Source organism: Haemophilus parainfluenzae (assembly GCF_014931375.1).
Lineage (GTDB): Bacteria > Pseudomonadota > Gammaproteobacteria > Enterobacterales > Pasteurellaceae > Haemophilus_D.
Genome location: NZ_CP063117.1, coordinates 526,441 through 548,298, shown reverse-complemented (window position 1 = coordinate 548,298; position 21,858 = coordinate 526,441). Strand labels below are relative to the sequence as shown.

At 39.2% G+C, this 21,858-nt stretch carries 20 protein-coding genes; 5 read left to right on the top strand and 15 right to left on the bottom strand.

Annotation, left to right across the window (positions count from 1 at the left end; genetic code table 11):
- Nucleotides 1-70: 70 nt before the first annotated feature.
- The 4 genes from ilvG to ilvA all read left to right on the top strand — a co-directional run bounded on the left by ilvG (nucleotide 71) and on the right by ilvA (nucleotide 5,820).
- Entirely contained in the window at nucleotides 71-1,726 is a 1,656-nt protein-coding gene (gene ilvG, locus INP95_RS02625; RefSeq protein WP_049384723.1) for an acetolactate synthase 2 catalytic subunit, read from the top strand.
- Between the two features lies 1 nt (nucleotide 1,727).
- Nucleotides 1,728-1,946, top strand: a complete 219-nt coding sequence (ilvM, locus tag INP95_RS02620; RefSeq protein ID WP_197560840.1) for an acetolactate synthase 2 small subunit — start codon at nucleotides 1,728-1,730, stop codon at nucleotides 1,944-1,946.
- A 407-nt stretch (nucleotides 1,947-2,353) separates the two neighbouring features.
- Complete coding sequence (ilvD, locus tag INP95_RS02615) at nucleotides 2,354-4,192, top strand: dihydroxy-acid dehydratase (RefSeq protein ID WP_049384789.1); 1,839 nt, start codon at nucleotides 2,354-2,356, stop codon at nucleotides 4,190-4,192.
- Between the two features lie 86 nt (nucleotides 4,193-4,278).
- Nucleotides 4,279-5,820: a threonine ammonia-lyase, biosynthetic gene (gene ilvA, locus INP95_RS02610; protein WP_197560839.1), complete on the top strand. Its 1,542-nt coding sequence runs from the start codon at nucleotides 4,279-4,281 to the stop codon at nucleotides 5,818-5,820.
- Nucleotides 5,821-5,870: 50 nt separating this feature from the next.
- On the opposite strand, the gene INP95_RS02605 is transcribed toward ilvA, so the two are convergent.
- From INP95_RS02605 to zapB, 13 genes are all read right to left on the bottom strand, one after another.
- Nucleotides 5,871-6,299, bottom strand: coding sequence for a F0F1 ATP synthase subunit epsilon (locus tag INP95_RS02605; protein ID WP_005699104.1), 429 nt, complete (start codon nucleotides 6,297-6,299; stop codon nucleotides 5,871-5,873).
- A 30-nt stretch (nucleotides 6,300-6,329) separates the two neighbouring features.
- Nucleotides 6,330-7,703: a F0F1 ATP synthase subunit beta gene (gene atpD / locus INP95_RS02600; protein ID WP_005694944.1), complete on the bottom strand. Its 1,374-nt coding sequence runs from the start codon at nucleotides 7,701-7,703 to the stop codon at nucleotides 6,330-6,332.
- 16 nt (nucleotides 7,704-7,719) lie between these two features.
- The gene (atpG, locus tag INP95_RS02595) at nucleotides 7,720-8,589 is read right to left on the bottom strand and encodes a F0F1 ATP synthase subunit gamma (protein ID WP_005694946.1); all 870 of its coding nucleotides are present in this window, start codon (nucleotides 8,587-8,589) and stop codon (nucleotides 7,720-7,722) included.
- Between the two features lie 18 nt (nucleotides 8,590-8,607).
- Nucleotides 8,608-10,149, bottom strand: a complete 1,542-nt coding sequence (atpA, locus tag INP95_RS02590; RefSeq protein WP_049365101.1) for a F0F1 ATP synthase subunit alpha — start codon at nucleotides 10,147-10,149, stop codon at nucleotides 8,608-8,610.
- Between the two features lie 12 nt (nucleotides 10,150-10,161).
- Entirely contained in the window at nucleotides 10,162-10,695 is a 534-nt protein-coding gene (gene atpH, locus INP95_RS02585; RefSeq protein ID WP_102704235.1) for a F0F1 ATP synthase subunit delta, read from the bottom strand.
- 12 nt (nucleotides 10,696-10,707) lie between these two features.
- Nucleotides 10,708-11,178: a F0F1 ATP synthase subunit B gene (gene atpF, locus INP95_RS02580; RefSeq protein ID WP_005699345.1), complete on the bottom strand. Its 471-nt coding sequence runs from the start codon at nucleotides 11,176-11,178 to the stop codon at nucleotides 10,708-10,710.
- A gap of 37 nt (nucleotides 11,179-11,215) precedes the next feature.
- Nucleotides 11,216-11,470 carry a F0F1 ATP synthase subunit C gene (atpE, locus tag INP95_RS02575; RefSeq protein WP_005699353.1) on the bottom strand — a complete coding sequence of 85 codons (255 nt, stop codon included), beginning with the start codon at nucleotides 11,468-11,470 and terminating at the stop codon, nucleotides 11,216-11,218.
- A gap of 56 nt (nucleotides 11,471-11,526) precedes the next feature.
- Nucleotides 11,527-12,324: a F0F1 ATP synthase subunit A gene (gene atpB / locus INP95_RS02570; RefSeq protein ID WP_005699269.1), complete on the bottom strand. Its 798-nt coding sequence runs from the start codon at nucleotides 12,322-12,324 to the stop codon at nucleotides 11,527-11,529.
- Nucleotides 12,325-12,365: 41 nt separating this feature from the next.
- Entirely contained in the window at nucleotides 12,366-12,734 is a 369-nt protein-coding gene (locus tag INP95_RS02565; protein WP_005699282.1) for an ATP synthase subunit I, read from the bottom strand.
- Nucleotides 12,735-12,874: 140 nt separating this feature from the next.
- Nucleotides 12,875-13,486, bottom strand: coding sequence for a 16S rRNA (guanine(527)-N(7))-methyltransferase RsmG (gene rsmG, locus INP95_RS02560; RefSeq protein WP_178162431.1), 612 nt, complete (start codon nucleotides 13,484-13,486; stop codon nucleotides 12,875-12,877).
- 170 nt (nucleotides 13,487-13,656) lie between these two features.
- Nucleotides 13,657-15,546 carry a tRNA uridine-5-carboxymethylaminomethyl(34) synthesis enzyme MnmG gene (gene mnmG / locus INP95_RS02555; protein WP_197560838.1) on the bottom strand — a complete coding sequence of 630 codons (1,890 nt, stop codon included), beginning with the start codon at nucleotides 15,544-15,546 and terminating at the stop codon, nucleotides 13,657-13,659.
- A 429-nt stretch (nucleotides 15,547-15,975) separates the two neighbouring features.
- The gene (gene mioC / locus INP95_RS02550) at nucleotides 15,976-16,413 is read right to left on the bottom strand and encodes an FMN-binding protein MioC (protein WP_049370029.1); all 438 of its coding nucleotides are present in this window, start codon (nucleotides 16,411-16,413) and stop codon (nucleotides 15,976-15,978) included.
- Between the two features lie 51 nt (nucleotides 16,414-16,464).
- Nucleotides 16,465-16,683 (bottom strand): cell division protein ZapB, encoded by a 219-nt coding sequence (gene zapB / locus INP95_RS02545; protein WP_049370030.1) that lies wholly within the window; start codon nucleotides 16,681-16,683, stop codon nucleotides 16,465-16,467.
- Nucleotides 16,684-16,826: 143 nt separating this feature from the next.
- Between zapB and glpX the strand changes: the two genes are divergently transcribed.
- A complete protein-coding gene (gene glpX, locus INP95_RS02540; protein WP_197560837.1) occupies nucleotides 16,827-17,840 on the top strand; it encodes a class II fructose-bisphosphatase in 1,014 nt (337 codons plus the stop codon).
- 59 nt (nucleotides 17,841-17,899) lie between these two features.
- On the opposite strand, the gene mutS is transcribed toward glpX, so the two are convergent.
- Both mutS and INP95_RS02530 read right to left on the bottom strand, forming a co-directional pair.
- Nucleotides 17,900-20,482, bottom strand: a complete 2,583-nt coding sequence (mutS, locus tag INP95_RS02535; RefSeq protein WP_197560836.1) for a DNA mismatch repair protein MutS — start codon at nucleotides 20,480-20,482, stop codon at nucleotides 17,900-17,902.
- A 133-nt stretch (nucleotides 20,483-20,615) separates the two neighbouring features.
- Nucleotides 20,616-21,848, bottom strand: a complete 1,233-nt coding sequence (locus INP95_RS02530) for an aromatic amino acid transporter (protein ID WP_197560835.1) — start codon at nucleotides 21,846-21,848, stop codon at nucleotides 20,616-20,618.
- Nucleotides 21,849-21,858: the final 10 nt, after the last annotated feature.

Below are 21,858 nucleotides of genomic sequence, written 5' to 3'. Positions count from 1 at the left end.
AAAATTCCGCTACAATGCAAAACTTCAATATTCATAAAATTATTTAATAATCATAAAAACGGGAAGCAACATGACAGGCGCACAACTCATTATCGAATGTTTAAAAGCGCACGGTGTAACCGATCTTTTCGGCTACCCAGGCGGGGCAATCATGCCAACCTATGATGCCATCTATGACTCAGGTCTTGACCATCTTCTTTGCCGTAACGAACAAGGTGCTGCAATAGCTGCGATTGGTTATGCACGCTCTACAGGAAAAGTCGGCGTATGTGTCGCAACTTCAGGCCCGGGTGCCACCAATTTAATTACCGGTTTAGGTGATGCCTTTGCTGATTCAGTACCAATCGTGGCATTTACTGGCCAAGTGGCTGCACCTCTTATCGGTACCGATGCTTTCCAAGAAGCCGATGTTTTAGGTTTATCTCTTGCTTGCACCAAGCACAGCTACATTGTGCAATCCATCGAAGAACTCCCCGAAATTATTGCCTCTGCTTTCCAAATTGCACAAAGTGGCAGACCTGGTCCAGTTCTCATCGATGTACCTCGTAACATCCAAGTGAGTGATGTACCTGAACATGTAAAACCTATTGTCAAACCAACCGTAAAACCAACCGCACTTTCAGAATTAAAATTAACTGAAGCAAAAGCATTATTGACACAAGCGAAAAAACCCGTGCTTTATGTAGGTGGTGGTGTAGGTATGGCGAAAGCCACACAAGCGGTCAAAAAATTCCTACAAATTACCCAAATGCCATCTGTTTCAACATTGAAAGGTTTAGGCTCAATTGACCCAACCGATCCCGTTTATATGGGCATGATTGGTATGCATGGCACAAGAGCCGCAAATATTGCCGTACAAGAATGTGATTTATTGTTAGTGTGCGGTGCACGTTTTGATGACCGTGTGACCGGTAAATTGGACAGTTTTGCACCACATGCGAAAGTGATTCATTGTGATATTGATGCGTCGGAAATCAACAAACTCCGTGTGGCAAATGTCGCCCTTCAAGGTGATTTAATTCAGGCCTTAGACGCTTTAAGTATCCCGCTTGAGATTAATGATTGGCGAGCACACATTCAAGCATTGAAAGCCAAACTCGATTTCACTTATATTGACAATGCAGGCAACCGACCTATTGACCCTTGGTCGTTGCTCAACACGCTTTCTCAGCGTAAACCACAAAATGCGGTGATTTGTACCGATGTGGGCCAACATCAAATGTGGTCTGCGCAACATATGCGCCATTTCGCACCAGAAAACTATATTACCTCCGCGGGCTTCGGCACCATGGGATTTGGTTTACCTGCAGCAGTGGGTGCGAAAAAAGCACGCCCTCATGATGAAGTGATTTTAGTGACAGGTGATGGTTCATTAATGATGAACATTCAAGAATTAGGTTCAATCAAACGCGGCAAATTACCCGTAAAAATTTTGCTGTTAGATAACCAACGTCTTGGTATGGTGCGTCAATGGCAAGACCTTTTCTGGAACAAACGCCGTTCAGAAACCATTTTAGAAGATAACCCTGATTTCGTGATGCTGGCGAAAGCCTTTGATATTCCAGCTGAACGCATTGAGTGTGCTGATGAGGTGGATGAAGCACTTAATCGCTTATTAAATAGCGAAACCGCTTATTTACTACAAGTATGCATTCCTCCGGAGGAATGCGTATGGCCATTAGTCCCACCAGGTGCGTGTAATGCTGATATGTTGGAGGAAATTTAAGATGAATCAATATACTTTTGAATTGACTGCTCAACATCGTCCAGAGGTTTTAGAACGCATATTACGCGTTATTCGTTTACGTGGCTTTACTGTGACTAATATGGAGATGGCATTGGTAGAAACTAAAGTTCAGATAAAAATCACTGTAAAATCTGACCGCACTTTTGATTTGTTGGTGAATCAGTTGGCGAAATTGCCAGATGTTTTAAATATTATTTAAAAAGAATTTGAAGGACAATACGATACAAAACAAATGGTTTACAAGTGTGTAGATATAGCTAATGGATCAATTTAATTTAAATATGGTTAAAAAATTTTAATCGATAGGCTCTTTATCTAAATAATTGCATTTATAAACTTAATTTTATCGAATAATTTCTTCGTATTATCTTCTGCCAAATCTCCCCTACCCCTCTTTGCTAAAGAGGGGATTGAAATGAGATAAAATTTGATATTAGCGTTAATAATTTAGTACCGCTAAAATGAAAGTGACAAAATTGTTGCCGATTAACTAAAGATTTCCCCCTCTTTAGCAAAGAGGGGTAGGGGAGATTTGGCAGTATCAATTAACGAAGAAATTAAATAACATAACAAACTTTAACAAAAATTTACTTGGAGAGATTATTTATGCCAAAACTACGTTCAGCGACCAGTACACAAGGTCGTAATATGGCGGGTGCACGTGCCTTATGGCGTGCAACAGGGATGAAAGAAAATGACTTTGGTAAACCGATTATTGCGGTGGTGAACTCATTCACCCAATTTGTACCAGGGCATGTTCATTTAAAAGACATGGGTCAACTAGTCGCAGCTGAAATTGAAAAAGCTGGCGGCGTGGCAAAAGAATTCAATACTATCGCAGTAGATGATGGTATCGCGATGGGCCACGGCGGGATGCTTTATTCCTTACCAAGCCGTGATTTAATCGCAGACAGCGTGGAATATATGGTTAATGCTCATTGTGCAGATGCAATGGTATGTATTTCCAACTGTGACAAAATCACCCCGGGAATGTTGATGGCAGCAATGCGTTTAAATATTCCAACCATATTCGTTTCAGGCGGTCCGATGGAAGCGGGTAAAACCAAACTTTCCGACCAGCTCATCAAATTAGACTTAATTGATGCCATGATCCAAAGCGCTGATGTGAATGTCAGCGACAAAGATGTTGATGCCATTGAGCGCAGCGCTTGCCCAACCTGTGGTTCTTGCTCAGGGATGTTTACTGCTAACTCAATGAACTGCTTAACCGAAGCGTTGGGTTTATCTTTACCAGGCAATGGCTCAATGTTGGCGACCCATGCTGACCGTAAAGAATTATTCTTACAAGCAGGTCGTCAAATTGTTGAACTTTGCAAACGCTATTATGAACAAGACGATGAAAGCGTATTGCCACGTTCAATCGGCACCTTTGAAGCCTTTGAAAATGCAATGAGTTTAGATATTGCGATGGGTGGTTCAAGTAATACCGTTTTACACTTATTAGCAGCTGCTCAAGAAGCGGGTGTCGATTTCAAAATGGCGGATATTGACCGCTTATCACGCGTTGTGCCTTGCTTAAGCAAAATCGCACCAAACACCAATAAATACCACATGGAAGATGTGCACCGTGCAGGTGGCATTATGGGCTTATTAGGTGAACTAGATCGCGCAGGTCTAATCCACCGTAATACCAAAACCGTGTTAGGTATGACTTTAGAAGAGCAATTAAATCAATACGATATCATTCGTAACAAAGACGAAGAATTACATAAATTCTTCCGTGCGGGTCCGGCAGGTATTCGTACCACGCAAGCCTTCTCACAAGATTGCCGTTGGGATAGCGTAGATGATGACCGTGTAAGCGGTTGTATCCGTAACAAAGAAAATGCGATTTCTCAAGAAGGTGGTCTAGCAGTATTGTTCGGTAACATTGCTAAAGACGGCTGTATCGTAAAAACTGCGGGCGTGGATGAATCTATCTGGAAATTTACCGGCCGAGCAATCGTATTTGAAAGCCAAGAAGATGCGGTAGCCGGTATTTTAGGTGGCAAAGTGAAAGAAGGCCATGTGGTGGTAATTCGCTACGAAGGTCCAAAAGGCGGCCCGGGTATGCAAGAAATGTTATATCCAACCAGCTATTTAAAATCGATGGGCCTAGGTAAAAAATGTGCTTTATTAACAGATGGTCGCTTCTCTGGTGGTACATCTGGTTTATCTATTGGCCATGCTTCTCCTGAAGCAGCTTCTGGCGGTGCGATCGGCTTAGTACATGATGACGATATTATCGAAATCGATATTCCAAATCGCGCGATTAATCTCAAAATCAGCGATGAAGAATTAGCAAAACGCCGTACCGAACAAGATGCCAAAGGCTGGCAACCAGCTAACCGTGAACGTGAAGTGTCTTTTGCATTAAAAGTATTCGGTCACTTCGCAACTTCTGCGGATAAAGGTGCTGTGCGTGATAAAAGTCTATTAAAATAATCTCTAATCATTCCTCCTCTCTTTTATGAGAGGAGGATAAAAATAAAGAAAAAATTAACCGCACTTCATCATAAATAACAAATATCATGAAAAACCTACTCACCAATCCTCAACCCTCTCAATCGGATTACATTAATGCGATTGTTAAACTTGGCTCCAGAGTATATGAAGCCGCTACCGTAACCCCGCTACAAAAAATGGGCAAATTATCTGATCGCCTACATAATAATATTTGGATTAAGCGTGAAGACCGACAGCCAGTAAATAGCTTTAAGCTGCGTGGTGCCTATGCAATGATATCCAGCCTTTCTGATGAACAAAAACAGGCTGGTGTTATTGCCGCTTCCGCAGGTAACCATGCACAGGGGGTTGCTTTATCCGCTAAACAACTCGGCTTAAAAGCATTAATTGTTATGCCACAAAATACACCGAGCATTAAAGTGGATGCTGTTCGTGGTTTTGGTGGCGAAGTGCTGTTACACGGAGCCAATTTTGATGAAGCAAAAGCTAAAGCCATTGAGCTTTCAAAATCGAAACATATGACATTTATCCCGCCATTTGATCATCCATTGGTCATTGCTGGTCAAGGCACATTGGCAATGGAAATGCTACAACAAGTTGCCGATTTAGATTATGTCTTTGTGCAAGTCGGAGGCGGTGGTCTCGCCGCTGGCGTAGCCATTTTGCTCAAGCAATTTATGCCGGAAATCAAAGTCATTGGTGTCGAGTCCAAAGATTCAGCTTGTTTGAATGCCGCCTTAGAAAAAGGTGAACCTACCGATTTATCACATGTTGGGCTATTTGCCGATGGCGTAGCAGTAAAACGTATTGGTGATGAAACATTCCGTTTATGTCAAAAATATTTAGACGGTATGGTGCTAGTAGATAGCGATGAAGTTTGTGCGGCAATGAAAGATTTATTCGAAAACGTGCGTGCTGTCGCAGAACCATCTGGCGCCTTAGGATTGGCCGGTTTGAAGAAATACGTAAAACAAAACAATCTGGAAGGCAAAAATATGGCTGCAATTTTATCCGGCGCCAACCTCAACTTCCATACATTACGTTACGTATCGGAACGTTGTGAAATTGGTGAAAACCGTGAAGCTTTACTGGCGGTAACCATGCCTGAACAACCAGGCAGCTTCTTAAAATTTGCCCATGTCATCGGTAATCGTGCAGTAACAGAATTCAGTTATCGTTATGCAGATAATCAAAAAGCCTGTATTTTCGTTGGTGTGCGCACGGCTAATGAAGCTGAAAAATCGGAAATTATTGCTGATTTAACGAAAAATGGTTTTGATGTTGAAGATATGTCTGATGATGATATTGCGAAAACTCACGTGCGTTATTTAATGGGTGGACGAGTTTCTAATCATCATGAAAGACTTTATAGCTTTGAATTTCCAGAACAAAAAGGCGCTTTACTTAAATTCTTAGAAATTTTGGGTAAACGTTGGAATATTTCATTATTCCATTATCGTGCACATGGAGCTGATTACGGTAATATTCTTGCGGCTTTCCAATTAGGCGAAAAAGATAACGTAGCATTTGAACAAGCTTTAGCAGAACTTGGCTATGTTTATGAAGATGTGAGTGAAAGTAAAGCGTATCGATATTTCTTACGATAGAAAAACAAAAAGAGCGGTCAAAATAACCGCTCTTTTTTATTATCATTAACTTATCGTTTTGATTTAACGAGTTTTTCTGTAAGTTCGTAAGCACGAAGTTTCGCTAATTCTTTAGAAAGTTTAGCTACAAGTAAATCATGATCCACATCAACAGCGTGATTCACAATATTTTCTTCTGCTTTACGTTTTGCTTCACGAATACGATCTGCATCTAATTCGCTACCGCGAATTGCAACATCGGCAAGCACTGTTACTACTTTAGGCTGAACTTCTAAGAAGCCGCCTGAAACATAGATAACTTCTTCATTGCCATCTTCAAGGGTGAATTTAACAATCCCTGGCTTAATCGCCGTCATCAAAGGGGTGTGGTTTGGTAAAATACCAAGTTCACCTTCCACACCTGTTGCTTGGATTTGTTTCACAGCACCTTCAAAGATTTTTCGCTCTGCGCTGACTATTATTAGGTTAAATGTCGCCATTTTTGTTCTCCTTCAAATGACTTGAAGTGATTACATATTTTTGGCTTTTTCTAGCGCTTCGTCGATTGTACCGACCATGTAGAACGCTTGTTCTGGAATATGGTCGTATTCGCCGTTTAAAATACCTTTAAAGCCGCGGATAGTTTCTTTTAAAGAAACGTATTTACCTGGAGTACCGTTAAATACCTCAGCAACGAAGAACGGTTGTGATAAGAAACGTTCAATTTTACGAGCACGTGCTACCACAAGTTTGTCATCTTCAGATAACTCGTCCATACCAAGAATTGCGATAATATCTTTTAATTCTTTATAACGTTGTAAGATACCTTGTACGCCACGCGCTACATCATAGTGCTCTTGACCAACAACGAGTGGATCTAATTGACGTGAAGTTGAATCTAATGGGTCAACCGCAGGGTAAATACCTAAAGATGCAATTTGACGACTTAATACAACTGTTGAGTCTAAGTGCGCGAAGGTTGTTGCCGGAGATGGGTCAGTTAAGTCATCCGCAGGTACGTATACCGCTTGAACAGAGGTGATAGAACCTGTTTTGGTTGAAGTGATACGTTCTTGTAACACACCCATTTCTTCTGCTAATGTTGGTTGGTAACCTACCGCAGATGGCATACGACCTAATAACGCAGATACTTCAGTACCAGCAAGGGTATAACGATAGATATTATCCACGAAGAATAATACATCACGACCTTCGTCACGGAATTTCTCTGCCATAGTTAAACCGGTTAACGCAACACGTAAACGGTTACCTGGTGGCTCATTCATTTGTCCGTAAACTAATGATACTTTGTCTAATACGTTAGAATCTTTCATTTCATGATAGAAGTCGTTACCTTCACGAGTACGCTCACCTACACCCGCAAATACGGAGTAACCTGAGTGCTCAATCGCGATATTACGGATTAATTCCATCATGTTAACGGTTTTACCTACACCCGCACCACCGAATAGACCTACTTTACCACCTTTTGCGAATGGACAAATTAAGTCGATAACTTTGATACCAGTTTCTAATAATTCCGTACTGTTAGATTGTTCTTCATAGCTTGGTGCCGGACGGTGAATAGACCAATTTTCTTCCGCGCCAATTTCACCTTGCTCATCGATTGGTTCACCTAATACGTTCATAATACGGCCTAACGTTTTAGTCCCTACTGGAACTTGAATCGGGTTACCCGTATTTTCTACTTTTAAGCCACGTTTTAAGCCGTCAGATGTACCTAATGCGATACAGCGAACTACACCGCCACCTAATTGTTGTTGAACTTCAAGGGTTAAACCTGATTCAACTTTTAATGCATCGTAAACTTTTGGTACTGCATCTTGTGGGAATTCAACGTCAATCACCGCACCGATGATTTGTACAATTTTTCCTGCTGACATTACCGTTCCTCTTTCATTAAATCGCTGCCGCGCCGGCGACGATTTCGTTTAATTCATTTGTAATACTTGCTTGACGGGCTTTATTGTAAACTAATCGCAAGTCATTGATTAAATTACCTGCATTATCAGTTGCCGCTTTCATTGCTACCATTCTAGCAGCTTGCTCGGAAGCAAGGTTATCTACCACAGATTGATACACTTGTGATTCCAAATAACGAGTAAGCAAACTGTCTAATAAGACTTTTGGCTCTGGCTCGTAAAGGTAATCCCAGGTGCTTTGTCTTTGCTCTAAATTATCGGTTTCTAATGCCGGTAATGGTATTAATTGTTGATAAACAGGTTTTTGTGCCATTGTATTAACGAATTTATTGTAGGCAATATAAACTGCATCTACTTCTTCGTCTTTATAGCTACCAAACATACCGTTTGCAACACCAATTAAGTCTTCCATTGTCGGATTATCACCCAAACCGGAAAGTTGTGCACGAACAGGTAATCCTAATGAACGGAAGAAGCTAATGCCTTTTGAGCCAATTAAACCCAATTCAACATTAACACCTTTATCTTTCCATTGTTTGATTTCTGTCATGACGGTTTTAAACAAGTTAATGTTCAAACCACCACACATTCCGCGGTCAGTCGAGACCACTAAGATCCCGACTTTTTTCACTTCGCGTTGAATTAAAAATGGGTGTTTATAACCAACACTTGCTTTAGAGACGTGGCTGATAACATTTCGTATTGTTTCAGAATACGGACGAGAAGCCGACATACGATCCTGCGTTTTACGCATTTTCGAGGTCGCCACCATTTCCATTGCCTTTGTAATTTTTTGTGTACTTTGTACACTGGCAATTTTGGTTTTTATCTCTTTTGCACCTGCCATCTTATTTCTCCGTTACTTTTACCACGCGCTGTTGGCTTTAAAGTTATCCAAAATCGATTTCAATGATGCTTTAACTTCATCATTGTAATTGCCGGTTTTGGTCAATTCAGCCATAAACTCGCTGTGGTTACGGCGAGCGTAATCTAAAAGTGCGGCTTCAAAACTTGCAATTTTTTGCAATTCCACATCTTCTAAATAGCCAAACTCAACCGCGAAAAGCAACACAGATTGCTCTGCTACGCTAAGCGGTACATATTGTTTTTGTTTCAATAATTCAGTGACTTTTTCACCGTGAGAAAGTTGTTTGCGGGTAGCATCGTCAAGGTCAGATGCGAACTGAGCAAATGCCGCTAATTCACGATATTGAGCTAATGCGGTACGAATACCACCAGCTAATTTTTTCACTACTTTAGTTTGTGCAGAACCACCCACACGAGAGACCGAAATACCAGGGTTTACCGCTGGACGAATACCAGAGTTAAACAAGTTAGATTCTAAGAAAATCTGACCATCGGTAATCGAAATTACGTTGGTTGGAACGAATGCTGAAACGTCACCTGCTTGAGTTTCAATAATTGGAAGAGCGGTTAAAGAACCAGTTTTTCCTTTTACTGCACCTTGAGTGAATTTTTCTACGTATTCTTCGTTTACACGTGCTGCACGTTCAAGTAAACGTGAGTGTAGATAGAATACGTCACCTGGATAGGCTTCACGACCTGGTGGACGACGTAATAATAATGAAATTTGACGATAAGCAACGGCTTGTTTTGATAAGTCATCGTAAACGATTAACGCATCTTCACCGCGATCACGGAAATATTCACCCATTGCACAACCAGCATAAGGCGCTAAATATTGTAAAGCAGCTGATTCAGATGCAGATGCCGCAACAACGATAGTATTTTCAAGCGCACCGTGCTCTTCTAATTTACGTACTACGTTTGCAATAGTCGACGCTTTTTGGCCGATCGCTACATAGATACATTTAATACCTGAATCACGTTGGTTAATGATTGCGTCGATTGCTAATGCTGTTTTACCCGTTTGACGGTCACCGATGATTAACTCACGTTGACCACGACCGATTGGCACCATTGAGTCAACCGCTTTATAACCAGTTTGTACAGGCTGATCAACAGATTTACGATCGATAACACCTGGTGCAATGACTTCAACAGGAGAGAAACCATCGTTTTCAATTTCACCTTTACCATCAATTGGTTGACCAAGTGTATTTACCACACGACCTAATAAACCACGACCAACTGGTACTTCAAGAATACGGCCAGTACATTGTACTTCCATACCTTCCGCTAAATCTGCGTAAGGACCCATTACTACCGCACCAACAGAATCACGTTCAAGGTTAAGTGCCATTGCGTAACGGTTGCCTGGTAAGGCGATCATTTCGCCTTGCATCACATCGCTTAAGCCATGAATACGAATAATCCCGTCGCTTACAGAAACAATTGTCCCTGTATTACGGGCTTCGCTCACCACGTCAAATTGAGCGATGCGTTTTTTAATCAATTCACTAATTTCAGTTGAATTTAGTTGCATCTTGTATTCCTCTTATAATTGCAACTCATTTGCGAGACGAGCAAGTTGTCCACGACTACTTCCGTCAATTACAAAATCTTCTGTACGAATCACTACACCGGCAATCAGTGAGCTATCTACATTGCAATTTAATTTCACTTTGCGAGCTAATCTTTTTTCCATTGCAGCTGCAATTTTTTCGATTTGTGTTGCATTCAATGGTTGTGCTGAAGTTACTTCAACTTCTGCAATAGCTTGATGTTCTTCCACATAATGTTTAAATTCTTCAAACACGGTAGGAATCGCACTCAAACGCTTATTTTCAGCCATTAACCGAATAAGATTTTGCCCATATTGATCCAATTGTTCGCCACAAATAGAAATTACTGTATCAGATAATTTCTGTGCAGAAAGAGAACTACTTAAGTAAGCTTTTACCGTTTCATCTTCAGCTACGGCTGCAGCAAAACCTAACATTTCAGTCCATTTTTCAACCGCACTTTGTTCAATGGCAAAGTCGAATGCAGCTTTTGCATAAGGGCGAGCTATTGTAGTTAATTCTGACATAAGCTAAGCCTCTTATAACTCTGCAACTAATTTATCAATAATGTCATTGTTTGCCGCTTCATCAATAGAACGACCCACAATTTTCTCAGCACCAGCCACTGCTAATGAAGCCACTTTAACACGTAATTCTTCTTGAACACGTTTACGTTCTGCTTCTACTTCAGCATAACCTTGAGCAATAATTTTTGCTTTCAGTTCTTCGGCTTCTGCCTTCACTTCGTCTAACACTTCATTGCGACGTTTATTCGCAGCATCTAAAATCTCTTGAGCTTGTACTTTTGCAGATAAAAGTTCTTGTTCCACAAGATTTTTAGTATCTGCTTGCTCTTTTTTCGCTGCTTCAGCTGACGCTAACGCGTTCGCAATTTGGCTCTGACGTTCCTCAATTGCTTTAATAATTGGTGGCCATACATATTTAACACAAAACCATACAAAGATGATAAATGCTATAGTTTGGCCAATTAATGTTGCATTAATATTCACAACATACCCCCTTCTTTAATAGGCTGTTTGTTGTTTATTAACCTAATAATGAGGCAAATGGGTTTGCAAATGCAAAGTACAAGCCGATACCAACTGCAATCATAGCAATCGCATCCAATAGACCTGCAACGATAAACATTTTTGTAAGTAGTGAGTTAGCTAATTCAGGTTGGCGAGCTGCAGATTCTAGGTATTTACCACCTAAAAGACCGAAGCCAATTGCAGTACCTAAAGCAGCAAAAGCAAGCATAATCGCAGATGCAATAATTGTTGCACTAATTACAGTTTCCATAAGATTTCTCCAAGTTGAGTTAAGGCTTTCGCCCGGTTTGTTAATAAAAAAGTTAATTAATGTTCGGCTTTGTTATAAGCGATACTGAGATAAACAACAGTTAACATCATGAAAACAAAGGCTTGCAACGTTATAACCAAAATATGGAATATAGCCCAAACTAAATGCAATGGCACTCCCATAGCAGCAACGAAAGCATTAGCTGAATACATCACTGCGATAAGAATGAAAATCAACTCACCAGCATACATATTACCGAACAAACGTAAAGCAAGAGAGACTGGTTTTGAAATTAAAGTAACAGACTCTAATAGTAAGTTTACGGGAATAAAAGCCCAATGATTAAAAGGATGTAACGTATATTCTTTAACCAATCCTGTAATACCTTTAGATTTCACGGTATAAAACAGAATTAGAATAAATACAGAAATAGACATTGCGAAGGTCATGTTCATATCTGTAGTAGGCACGGCACGTACAGGAATATGATGATCTCCGCTAATTAAAGCAAAAAGTTGAGGGATGTAATCAACAGGTACAAGGTCAATTGCATTCATGATAAACACCCAAACGAAGATAGTTAATGCTAATGGCGCAATAACCCCTCGTTTTCCATGATAGTTTTCACGAACGACACCATCTATCCATTCTACAGCCATTTCAACTGCACACTGCAATTTTCCTGGAACACCGGTTGTCGTTTTTTTAGCTACTTTATAAAAAATACCAATAAAAACTAAACCGCAAACGATAGAAAAGAAAAATGTATCTAAATTAAAGGTCCAAAATCCTTCCCCTGTGGTTAGGTAAGTCAAATGGTGCTGGATATACTCAATCGAGGTTTGTCCTGACATAATAAATACCCTGTATAAAAAATAATAAAATGGATGCTGTTTTATCTAAACAAAAAAGGAAGCAAATTATTCAATAATAATGCCACCATAAAACCGCTAAAAAACAGTAAAAAATTAGTAATTTCAAACCATTTAAAAAAGGTTATAACCAACAAAATAGTGAATAGAAACTTAACTACTTCAGCAAGATAAAATGCCTTTAATTTTGTTGAAAAATCTTGTTTGCGAAAAAAAACAATATAAGCAAAAGCACAAAATGGTACAAAAGCACTGATAAATCCTAAACTGAAATCTACCGCACTTTCACCTTGCCAAATTGCAAGGAATACCCCAAAAACAACAAGACAAACCGACTCAATGATTATCGCCTTTTGATATCGATTTTTAGCCTGTGTTAAAACCTTAGACATTATCTTATTTTTTTAAAATACAAAAACCATCTAATTATACCCGTGCTACAAAGAGTTTCAACTTTTAAACCACTAAAAAATGTTAAACAAATCACACTTTTAAAAAATAATTAACAAAATAGCCGTAAAAAAAGTGTGTTTTATCGTAAAACGATTAAATGTCGTTCACCTACAAGCTCAGGAACATGTAAAGTTATTACGTCTTTTACTTCGAATTTTTTGTCTAATTCTTGAACTTCATCTTCGTGATAAATGCCTTTCAAGGCATAAAAATATCCATCTTTCTTTGGCAAATGATGACACCAATCTGTCATATCTTTTAACGAAGCAAATGCACGACTTAATACACCGTCGAATTTTTGTTCAGGTTGGTATTCCTCAACGCGGCTAAGAACAGGTTCTACATTTGTTAGTCCTAACTCACGTACTGCATTTCGAATAAAGCTAATACGCTTACCTAAACTATCTAACAAGACAAATTGCTTGGTAGGATTAATAATGGCTAAAGGCAGGCCTGGCAAGCCTGGACCGGTTCCTACATCAATAAAACGATCCCCTTGTAAATAAGGACTAACAACAATACTATCCAAGATATGTTTCACTAACATTTCCTGTGGATCACGCACAGAGGTTAAGTTATAGGCTTTATTCCATTTATTGAGTAATTGTACTAACTGGATCAGTTGATCTTTTTGTAGATCGGTTAATTGAATTTCAGCTTGAGCCAGTAAATTTTCGAGTTTTGCTTTCATTTTTCTATCTATCTTGTCTGTTTGTCGTCATTCTACTTGAAAGTGCGGTTAAAATCCTTAGTGTTTTTATTTCAGCAAAAATTTAGCCTACTAATTACATTTTTTTAATTTGTAATATAAAAAAGTGCGATGAAAATTCACCGCACTTTTGCTTTCAATACCTGAGAAGTTTACTCCCCACGTTTTAGCATGCCTTGTTTTTTCAAATTCACCAGAATAATTGAAATTGCTGCAGGAGTAACGCCTGAAATTCGGCTTGCTTGACCAATGGAAATCGGACGATGCTGTTCCAATTTCGCACGTACTTCATTAGATAAACCAGACACTTTGCTGTAATCAAAGTTAGCCGGAATAGCCGTATTTTCGTGACGTTTTTGTTTTTCAATTTCTTCTTGTTGATGCTCAATATAGCCTTGATACTTAATAGCAATTTCCACTTGTTCTACGGCTTCTCTATCTTCCATTGCCGGTTGATATGGCGTTAAAGAAGTCAAAATATCGTAGGTCATTTCTGGACGGCGTAATAAATCTTCACCGTTGGCTTCACGCACAAGTGGACTACCAAGTACTTTATTGGCTTCTTCTAAATATTCAGAACGCGGATGCAACCAAATGCTGCGTAAGCGTTGGCGTTCTTGTTCAATATTTTCCATTTTTTGATTAAAGCGCGCCCAACGAGCCTCATCAATCAAACCTAATTCATGGGCTATTGGCGTTAAACGAATATCCGCATTATCTTCACGTAATAACAAACGGTATTCAGCACGAGAAGTAAATACGCGATATGGTTCTTTGGTACCAAGTGTACAAAGATCATCCACCAATACGCCTGTATAAGATTGATCGCGACGTGGATACCATGCTTCTTTCTCTTGTACGTAAAGTCCTGCGTTAATCCCTGCCAATAAACCTTGTGCCGCCGCTTCTTCATAACCCGTTGTACCGTTAATTTGACCGGCAAAGAATAAACCCGAAATCGATTTAGTTTCTAACGTTGGTTTTAAATCACGCGGATCAAAATAATCATATTCAATGGCATAACCCGGTTTAATGATGCGCGCTTTTTCCAAACCTTTCATGGAATTCACAATGCCCATTTGCACGTCAAACGGCAAACTAGTAGAGATCCCGTTTGGATACACTTCGTTACTGGTTAAGCCTTCCGGTTCCAAATAAATTTGATGTGAATTACGATCTGCAAAACGCATCACTTTATCTTCAATAGATGGGCAATAACGCGGACCGATCCCTTCAATCACACCGGTATACATTGGACTGCGATCCAAATTATTACGGATCACTTCATGAGTTTGTTCATTAGTGTGCGTGATATAACAAGGAATTTGTTGAGGGTGATCAGATACCGATCCCATAAAAGAAAATACAGGTAATATGGCATCACCATGTTGTTTAGCCAATATATCAAAATTGATCGTGCGTGCATCAATACGTGGTGGCGTACCGGTTTTTAAACGATCTACACGTAAATTCAGATCACGTAAACGATGAGAAAGTGTAACAGATGCCGGATCACCAGCTCGACCACCTTCATAATGTTCTAAACCAATATGGATCTTACCCGCTAAGAAAGTACCGGCAGTTAAAATGACCGATTTAGCACGGAATTTAAGTCCCATTTTGGTTTCCACACCACAAACTCGATCTTGCTCAATTAAAATATCGGTTACTTCTTGTTGGAAAATATCTAAATTCTGTTGATTTTCTAGTGCGATGCGTACGGCTTGGCGATATAACACGCGGTCAGCTTGAGCACGAGTTGCACGTACAGCAGGCCCTTTACTGCTGTTTAAAGTACGAAATTGAATCCCCGCCTTATCTGCAGCGTGCGCCATTAAGCCACCCATGGCATCCACTTCTTTCACTAAATGGCCTTTACCAATACCACCAATAGCAGGGTTACATGACATTTGTCCAAGGGTATCAACATTATGTGTCAATAACAGGGTTTTTAATCCCATGCGTGCCGGAGCCAATGCGGCTTCTGTACCGGCATGACCGCCACCAACAACGATCACATCATAATTTTCGGTGTAAAACATATCTCTCTCTTCGTCTTCAATTTGATCTTCGATCTAAAAATAGGCGCTATTCTACTGAAAATTACGTGTGCTTGAAAGCAAGAATTCAATCTGTGATGAGATAAGATCGAGAGGTAATAAAGATAAGATCTATTTATATATAAAGATCTTATTATTGTTACTATTAGGATCCATTTATCTTGTGAATAAGATCCTTTTCCTTTTTTAAATGAAGAAGTTAGATCGTTTTAGATAGTGTTGAAATGTCGTCAGTTTGAAGGTTTTTTCTTGTGTATAACCTTCAATTTTATCCACAGTTAAAACAATCATCATATTTACTCAGTGGAAAAGAACAAGTTTTTGACAGGTTTTATTAAAGTTATCCACAGGTGATTTTTTAGGATAATGGATAAAGAAAAAGCGATAACTCAAATTATCGCTTTATTATGACTAAAGTGCATTTATAAATTGTGGTAGCCAATCTTCAGCAAATTGTTCTTGATCATCAACATGCAAGACATCGATTTTTAAACTGTTGCAAATTTTGACCGCACTTTTTTCACTTAATTGTGTTTCAACTTTATTCACGGCATGACAGAATGTATCGTAATCTGAATTGCCTAAGCCTACAACGGCAAAGCGGAGAGAAGAGAAATCTTTATCTGATGCCGCAATTTGTTCAAAGAGTGGTTTCAAATTATCAGGCAATTCACCTGCACCATGTGTTGAAGTGACAATCAACCAAATATTTTCATCAATCACATCATCAAGTTCTGGTCCGTGGAAAAGTGCGGTAGAAAAATTTTGTGTTTTTAACACCTCTTCTAAATGCTCTGCCACATATTCAGCGCCGCCTAATGTGCTGCCTGAAATCACGCAAATATTCATATTGTTTCCTAATAAGAAAAAAGGCTTAGATTTTCTAAGCCTTTATAGTCATTATACGTTGTCGAATTTACCCAATAATGAACGAATATGTTCTTGCCAGTTGCGGTGTTCATTTTTAAGTTGCTCATTTTCATGTTGCAACGCTTCTACCGCTTGTTGAGATTGATTTTTTTGTTCTTTTAATTCTTCTACTTCAAGTTGAAGTAATTGAATGGTTTCTACTGCTTGTCTAATTTTTTCTTCAAGCTGATCTAAAATTTCTAAAGACATAGTGATTTCCTTTTTTAAAATAAGTCCGAAACGGCTTTATTCTACCGACTTAATCCTATTTTTAAAAGCCTCTTGTCAAAATTTATTATGCAAACGTTTGCTTAGTGATAAAATAACGAGACTTTTTGCATTGGGAGAGAAAAATGAATCGTGCATTAGCTATTGAATTTTCAAGAGTAACCGAAGCGGCAGCATTAGCAGCTTATACTTGGCTTGGTCGTGGTAATAAAAATGCGGCAGATGAGGCAGCAGTCAAAGCCATGCGTTATATGCTGAATTTAATCCATATGGACGGTGAAATTGTGATTGGTGAAGGGGAAATTGACGAAGCACCAATGCTTTATATTGGCGAAAAAGTGGGCTCAGGTAATGGTGAACTCGTTTCTATTGCGGTTGATCCGATTGATGGCACAAGAATGACCGCAATGGGCCAATCAAATGCCATTTCTGTGTTGGCAGCTGGTGGTAAACGTACCTTCTTAAAAGCACCCGATATGTATATGGAAAAATTGGTCGTCGGCCCTGAAGTGAAAGGCATGATCGATTTAAGTTTACCGATTGAACAAAACCTTCGTCGTGTGGCTTCTCGTTTAGGTAAATCATTATCAGATTTAACCGTGATGGTGCTCGCTAAACCACGTCATGATGAAGTGATTAAACAAATGCATAATCTTGGTATTCGCGTGATGGCTATTCCAGATGGTGATGTGGCGGCTTCGGTTTTATGCTGTTTACCGGATGCTGAAGTGGATATGGTTTATGGCATTGGCGGTGCACCTGAAGGTGTGGCAGCTGCTGCTGCAATTCGTGCATTAGGTGGAGATATGCAAGCTCGTCTTATTCCACGCAATGAAGTGAAAGGTGATACAGAAGAAAACCGTAAAATTGCCGCTGAAGAAATTCAACGTTGTGAAGCCTTAGGTGTGAAGGTCAATGAAATCTTAAAATTAGAAGATTTAGTACGTGATGATAACCTTGTTTTTGCTGCAACGGGAATTACGCACGGTGAATTGCTTAAAGGGATTTCTCGTCGTGGTAACTTGGCCACCACAGAAACTTTATTAATCCGTGGTAAATCACGCACTATTCGTAAAATCCAATCCATCCATTATCTCGATAGAAAAGATTCTGAAATCTATGAGATTTTAAGAAATTAGTGAAAATAAAAGAGCGGTCATAAAAAACAATGAATTTTTTGACCGCTCTTTTTTATTTCTTACAGCATTTTCTTCAATTGATACAAATAAGCTAATGCTTGTTTTGGACTTAATTCATCTGGATCAAGCTGCTCAATAGCTTCGCGTAAAGCATCCGGTTCTGCTTCAAAAGCCAATTCACCTTGATGTTGATTTAATGCTCTTAAATGTTGAATTTGTTGATCACCATTTTGTGCTGACAATTTTTCTAATTGATGTAATTTTTGCTTAGCCAGTTTAATGACAGATTGTGGTACACCAGCCAATGCTGCAACAGCAAGACCATAACTTTTATTTGCCGCACCGTCTTGAACCGCGTGCATAAAGGCGATGGTATTGTTATGTTCTAATGCATCTAAATGAATATTAGCAATACCTTCAATTTGTTCTGGAAGCGCAGTGAGTTCAAAATAATGGGTCGCAAATAACGTAAGCGAACGAGTTTTCTTCGCTAACCATTCAGCACAAGCCCAAGCTAAAGAAAGCCCATCATAGGTAGAAGTACCGCGTCCAATTTCATCAATCAGCACTAAACTTTGTGAAGTGGCTTGATGAAGAATATTCGCCATTTCGGTCATTTCCACCATAAATGTAGAACGACCGGATGCCAAATCGTCAGAAGCACCAATTCGAGTAAAAATACGATCAATTTGCCCTATAACCGCGCTATCAGCCGGCACAAAACTGCCTATATAGGCCATTAACGTAATTAAAGCTGTTTGACGCATATAGGTACTTTTACCGCCCATATTTGGGCCAGTAATAATCAGTAAATGACGTTGCTGATTGAGATTCACTGGATTAGCAATAAAAGGGTCTTTTAAGACTTGTTCCACTACAGGATGACGACCATTTTCAATTTTTACGCCAATTTCATCGCTAAATTGTGGTGCAACATAATTTAAGGTTTCTGCTCGTTCTGCGAGATTAACTAACACATCTAATTCAGATAATGCCAAGCTGGCTAATTGTAATTGACCTAAATGTGGTAATAATAAATCAAATAATTCATCATAAAGTTGTTTTTCTAAAGCAAGCGCCGCGCCTTTTGATTTTAAAACCTTATCTTCGTATTCTTTTAATTCAGGAATAATGTAACGTTCGGCATTTTTTAAAGTTTGACGGCGAACATAATGAATTGGTGCTTTATGAGCTTGTCCTTGGCTAATTTGAATGTAATAGCCATGCACTGCATTAAAACCAATTTTTAAGGTATCAATGCCCGTGCTTTCTCGTTCGCGTTGTTCTAAATTTTCTAAATATTGCGTAGCACCAGCGGAAAGGGTTCGCCATTCATCTAATTCGGCATTATAGCCTTCAGCAATAACGCCACCATCGCGAATTAATAACGGAGGGGTTTCAATAATTGCTTTTTGAAGTAGCTCGATTTGCGCAGAAAAATCACTAATTTGCGCGGAAAGTGCGGTCAAATTTGATGATGTTTTTGTATTAATTAGCGATTTTATCGGTTCAATTTGTTCTAATGCAGTACGTAAACGCGTGAGATCGCGAGGACGTGCAGAACGCAGTGCTACACGAGCAAGAATACGTTCCATATCACCCACTTGTTGCAAATAAGGCTGCAATTCGTGATACAAATCTTGCTCAATAATTTCACCAATGGTTTTTTGGCGTTTTAATAGAATGTCTGTTTGACGGATAGGCTGATGAATCCAGCGTTTTAACAAACGGCTACCCATTGGCGTAACACATTTATCTAATACCGAAGCCAGCGTGTTTTCTGTGCCTCCCGCAAGATTTTGAGTGAGTTCTAAATTTCGGCGTGTTGCGGCATCTAATTGAATATTATCGTTATTTTGAATAACACTGATGCTTTGAATATGTGGAAGAGAAGCACGTTGTGTTTCTTTTGCATACTGCAATAAACAGCCTGCAGCAGCTAAGCCAAGAGGGGATTTTTCCACACCAAATGCACGTAAATCTTTTGTACCAAATTGACGATTAAGTTCAGAAATCGCCGTACTGAGTTCAAATTCCCAAATTGGACGACGGCGTAGGCCTTTATAATGCTCGATAATGGCCATTTCGGCAAAATCTTCACAATAAAGTAATTCTACGGGATTAATACGCTGTAATTCAGCTTGCAAGGCTTCTTTTGAATGAGGTTCACAAAGCTGAAAGCGTCCAGATGTCATGTCTAATGTGGCTAGACCGAATTTTTCTTTTTCCTGATAAACGGCCACAATTAAGTTATCTTGGCGTTCTGGTAAAAGCGCTTCATCACTCACTGTACCTGGTGTCACAATTCGTACAATTTTGCGCTCAACCGGCCCTTTTGATGTGGCAGGATCACCCACTTGCTCACAAATAGCTACAGGTTCACCTAATTGTACTAATTTTGCTAAATAACCTTCTACCGCATGATAAGGTACGCCAGCCATGGGTATTGGATTACCTGCTGATTGTCCACGTTTCGTTAAAGAAATATCTAACAACGCTGCCGCTTTTTTTGCATCATCATAAAAAAGCTCGTAAAAATCCCCCATTCGATAAAATAATAAAATGTCAGGATTTTCTGCTTTTAACTTGAGATATTGCTGCATCATCGGCGTATGCTGCTGGAAATTTTCTTCAGAAATCATCTAATTACCTGCTTTGAAACTTAATAAAGATAGGTTTTGTGGCAGTTATTTTAGGAGCCAAAAGGGGAAAAAGCTAGATAAAAAAGAGCGGTGAATATTTGTTGAGATTTTTCACCGCTCTTTAGGTCTATATTTATCCTTTAAAGACAGGCAAGTAGTTAAACATTTCTAGAAAATGGAAAATAGCGACAAAAACACCAAATAATGCAATAAAGATTATTAAGCTATTTCCACCACAAACTCGGAATGTTGCTGCTGCATTTATTTTGCGGGATTTATAAGCGAGAATAGCTGGAATTATACAGGTCCAAATTGTCGCTACTGCGCCGGCATACCCAATGGCTTTTAAGAAACCCAATGGAAATAAAATTGACATAATTAATGGAGGTAGGAAAGTCACAGCCCATGACTTTGTTCGTCCAATTTTAGAATTATCAAATTTAAAGAAATCAGCCAAATAATCAAATATCCCTAATCCCACGCCAATAAAAGATGATAAAATTGCGGCTATAGAAAACGCATTAATCATTTGTTTAACCGTGTTAGATTCTATTACTCCACCTAAAGCGTTAAGTAATATATCTAAATTTCCATCGCTAGCTATTACAGGAGCAAATTGATCACGAGGCAAATTTCCGAAAATTGAAAAAATCCAAAGTAAATAAAGTGTAAGAGCAATTGCTGTTCCACCTAAAATGGCATATTTAGCTTTTTTCTCGTCTCCATAATAGGCTCGCATAGTACAAACAGAATGATGGTAACCGAAAGATGTTAATGCAACAGGAAACATCCCTACAGCATATTTTGCATAGTTTGTATCTTTTCCACCAATGTCTAATAAAGTGTCTAAACTAATATTAGTTGCCAATCCATAAGTACTAAAAATGAAAGTAAACCCCATGAATACAATCAATAAAACAGATATTCTGTCAACAATGCGAGTGGAATGCCAAACAAAGAAGGAAAAGACTAATACAAATACAGTAGAGCAAATAGCCAATGTGGATGAACCTAAATCAATCCATGGTTTAATAAGGTTCTCTAGTATACCGCCTGATGCAGTGGTATAAGCATAAAGCAAAATACCCCCTACAAAATATACTGCAAGGTTATTAACAGAATTGATGGTTGAACCGAGCATATCTTTAGTTACAGTACTAAATGATGCTCTTAAATCATAAGTGGAATAGGCCTCAAGTAATAACCAGCCTGATAATGTCATGACTATCATCGTTAAGCAAATTGCTAATGCTGACCATAATGTCCAAGCTCCAGCACCAGATGTTGGTAAACCAAGCATTCCAGCTCCAACGCAAACACTAGCAATAATACATGCGCCACCAAAAATGGAAGGTTGTTTTTTCATAGAACATCCT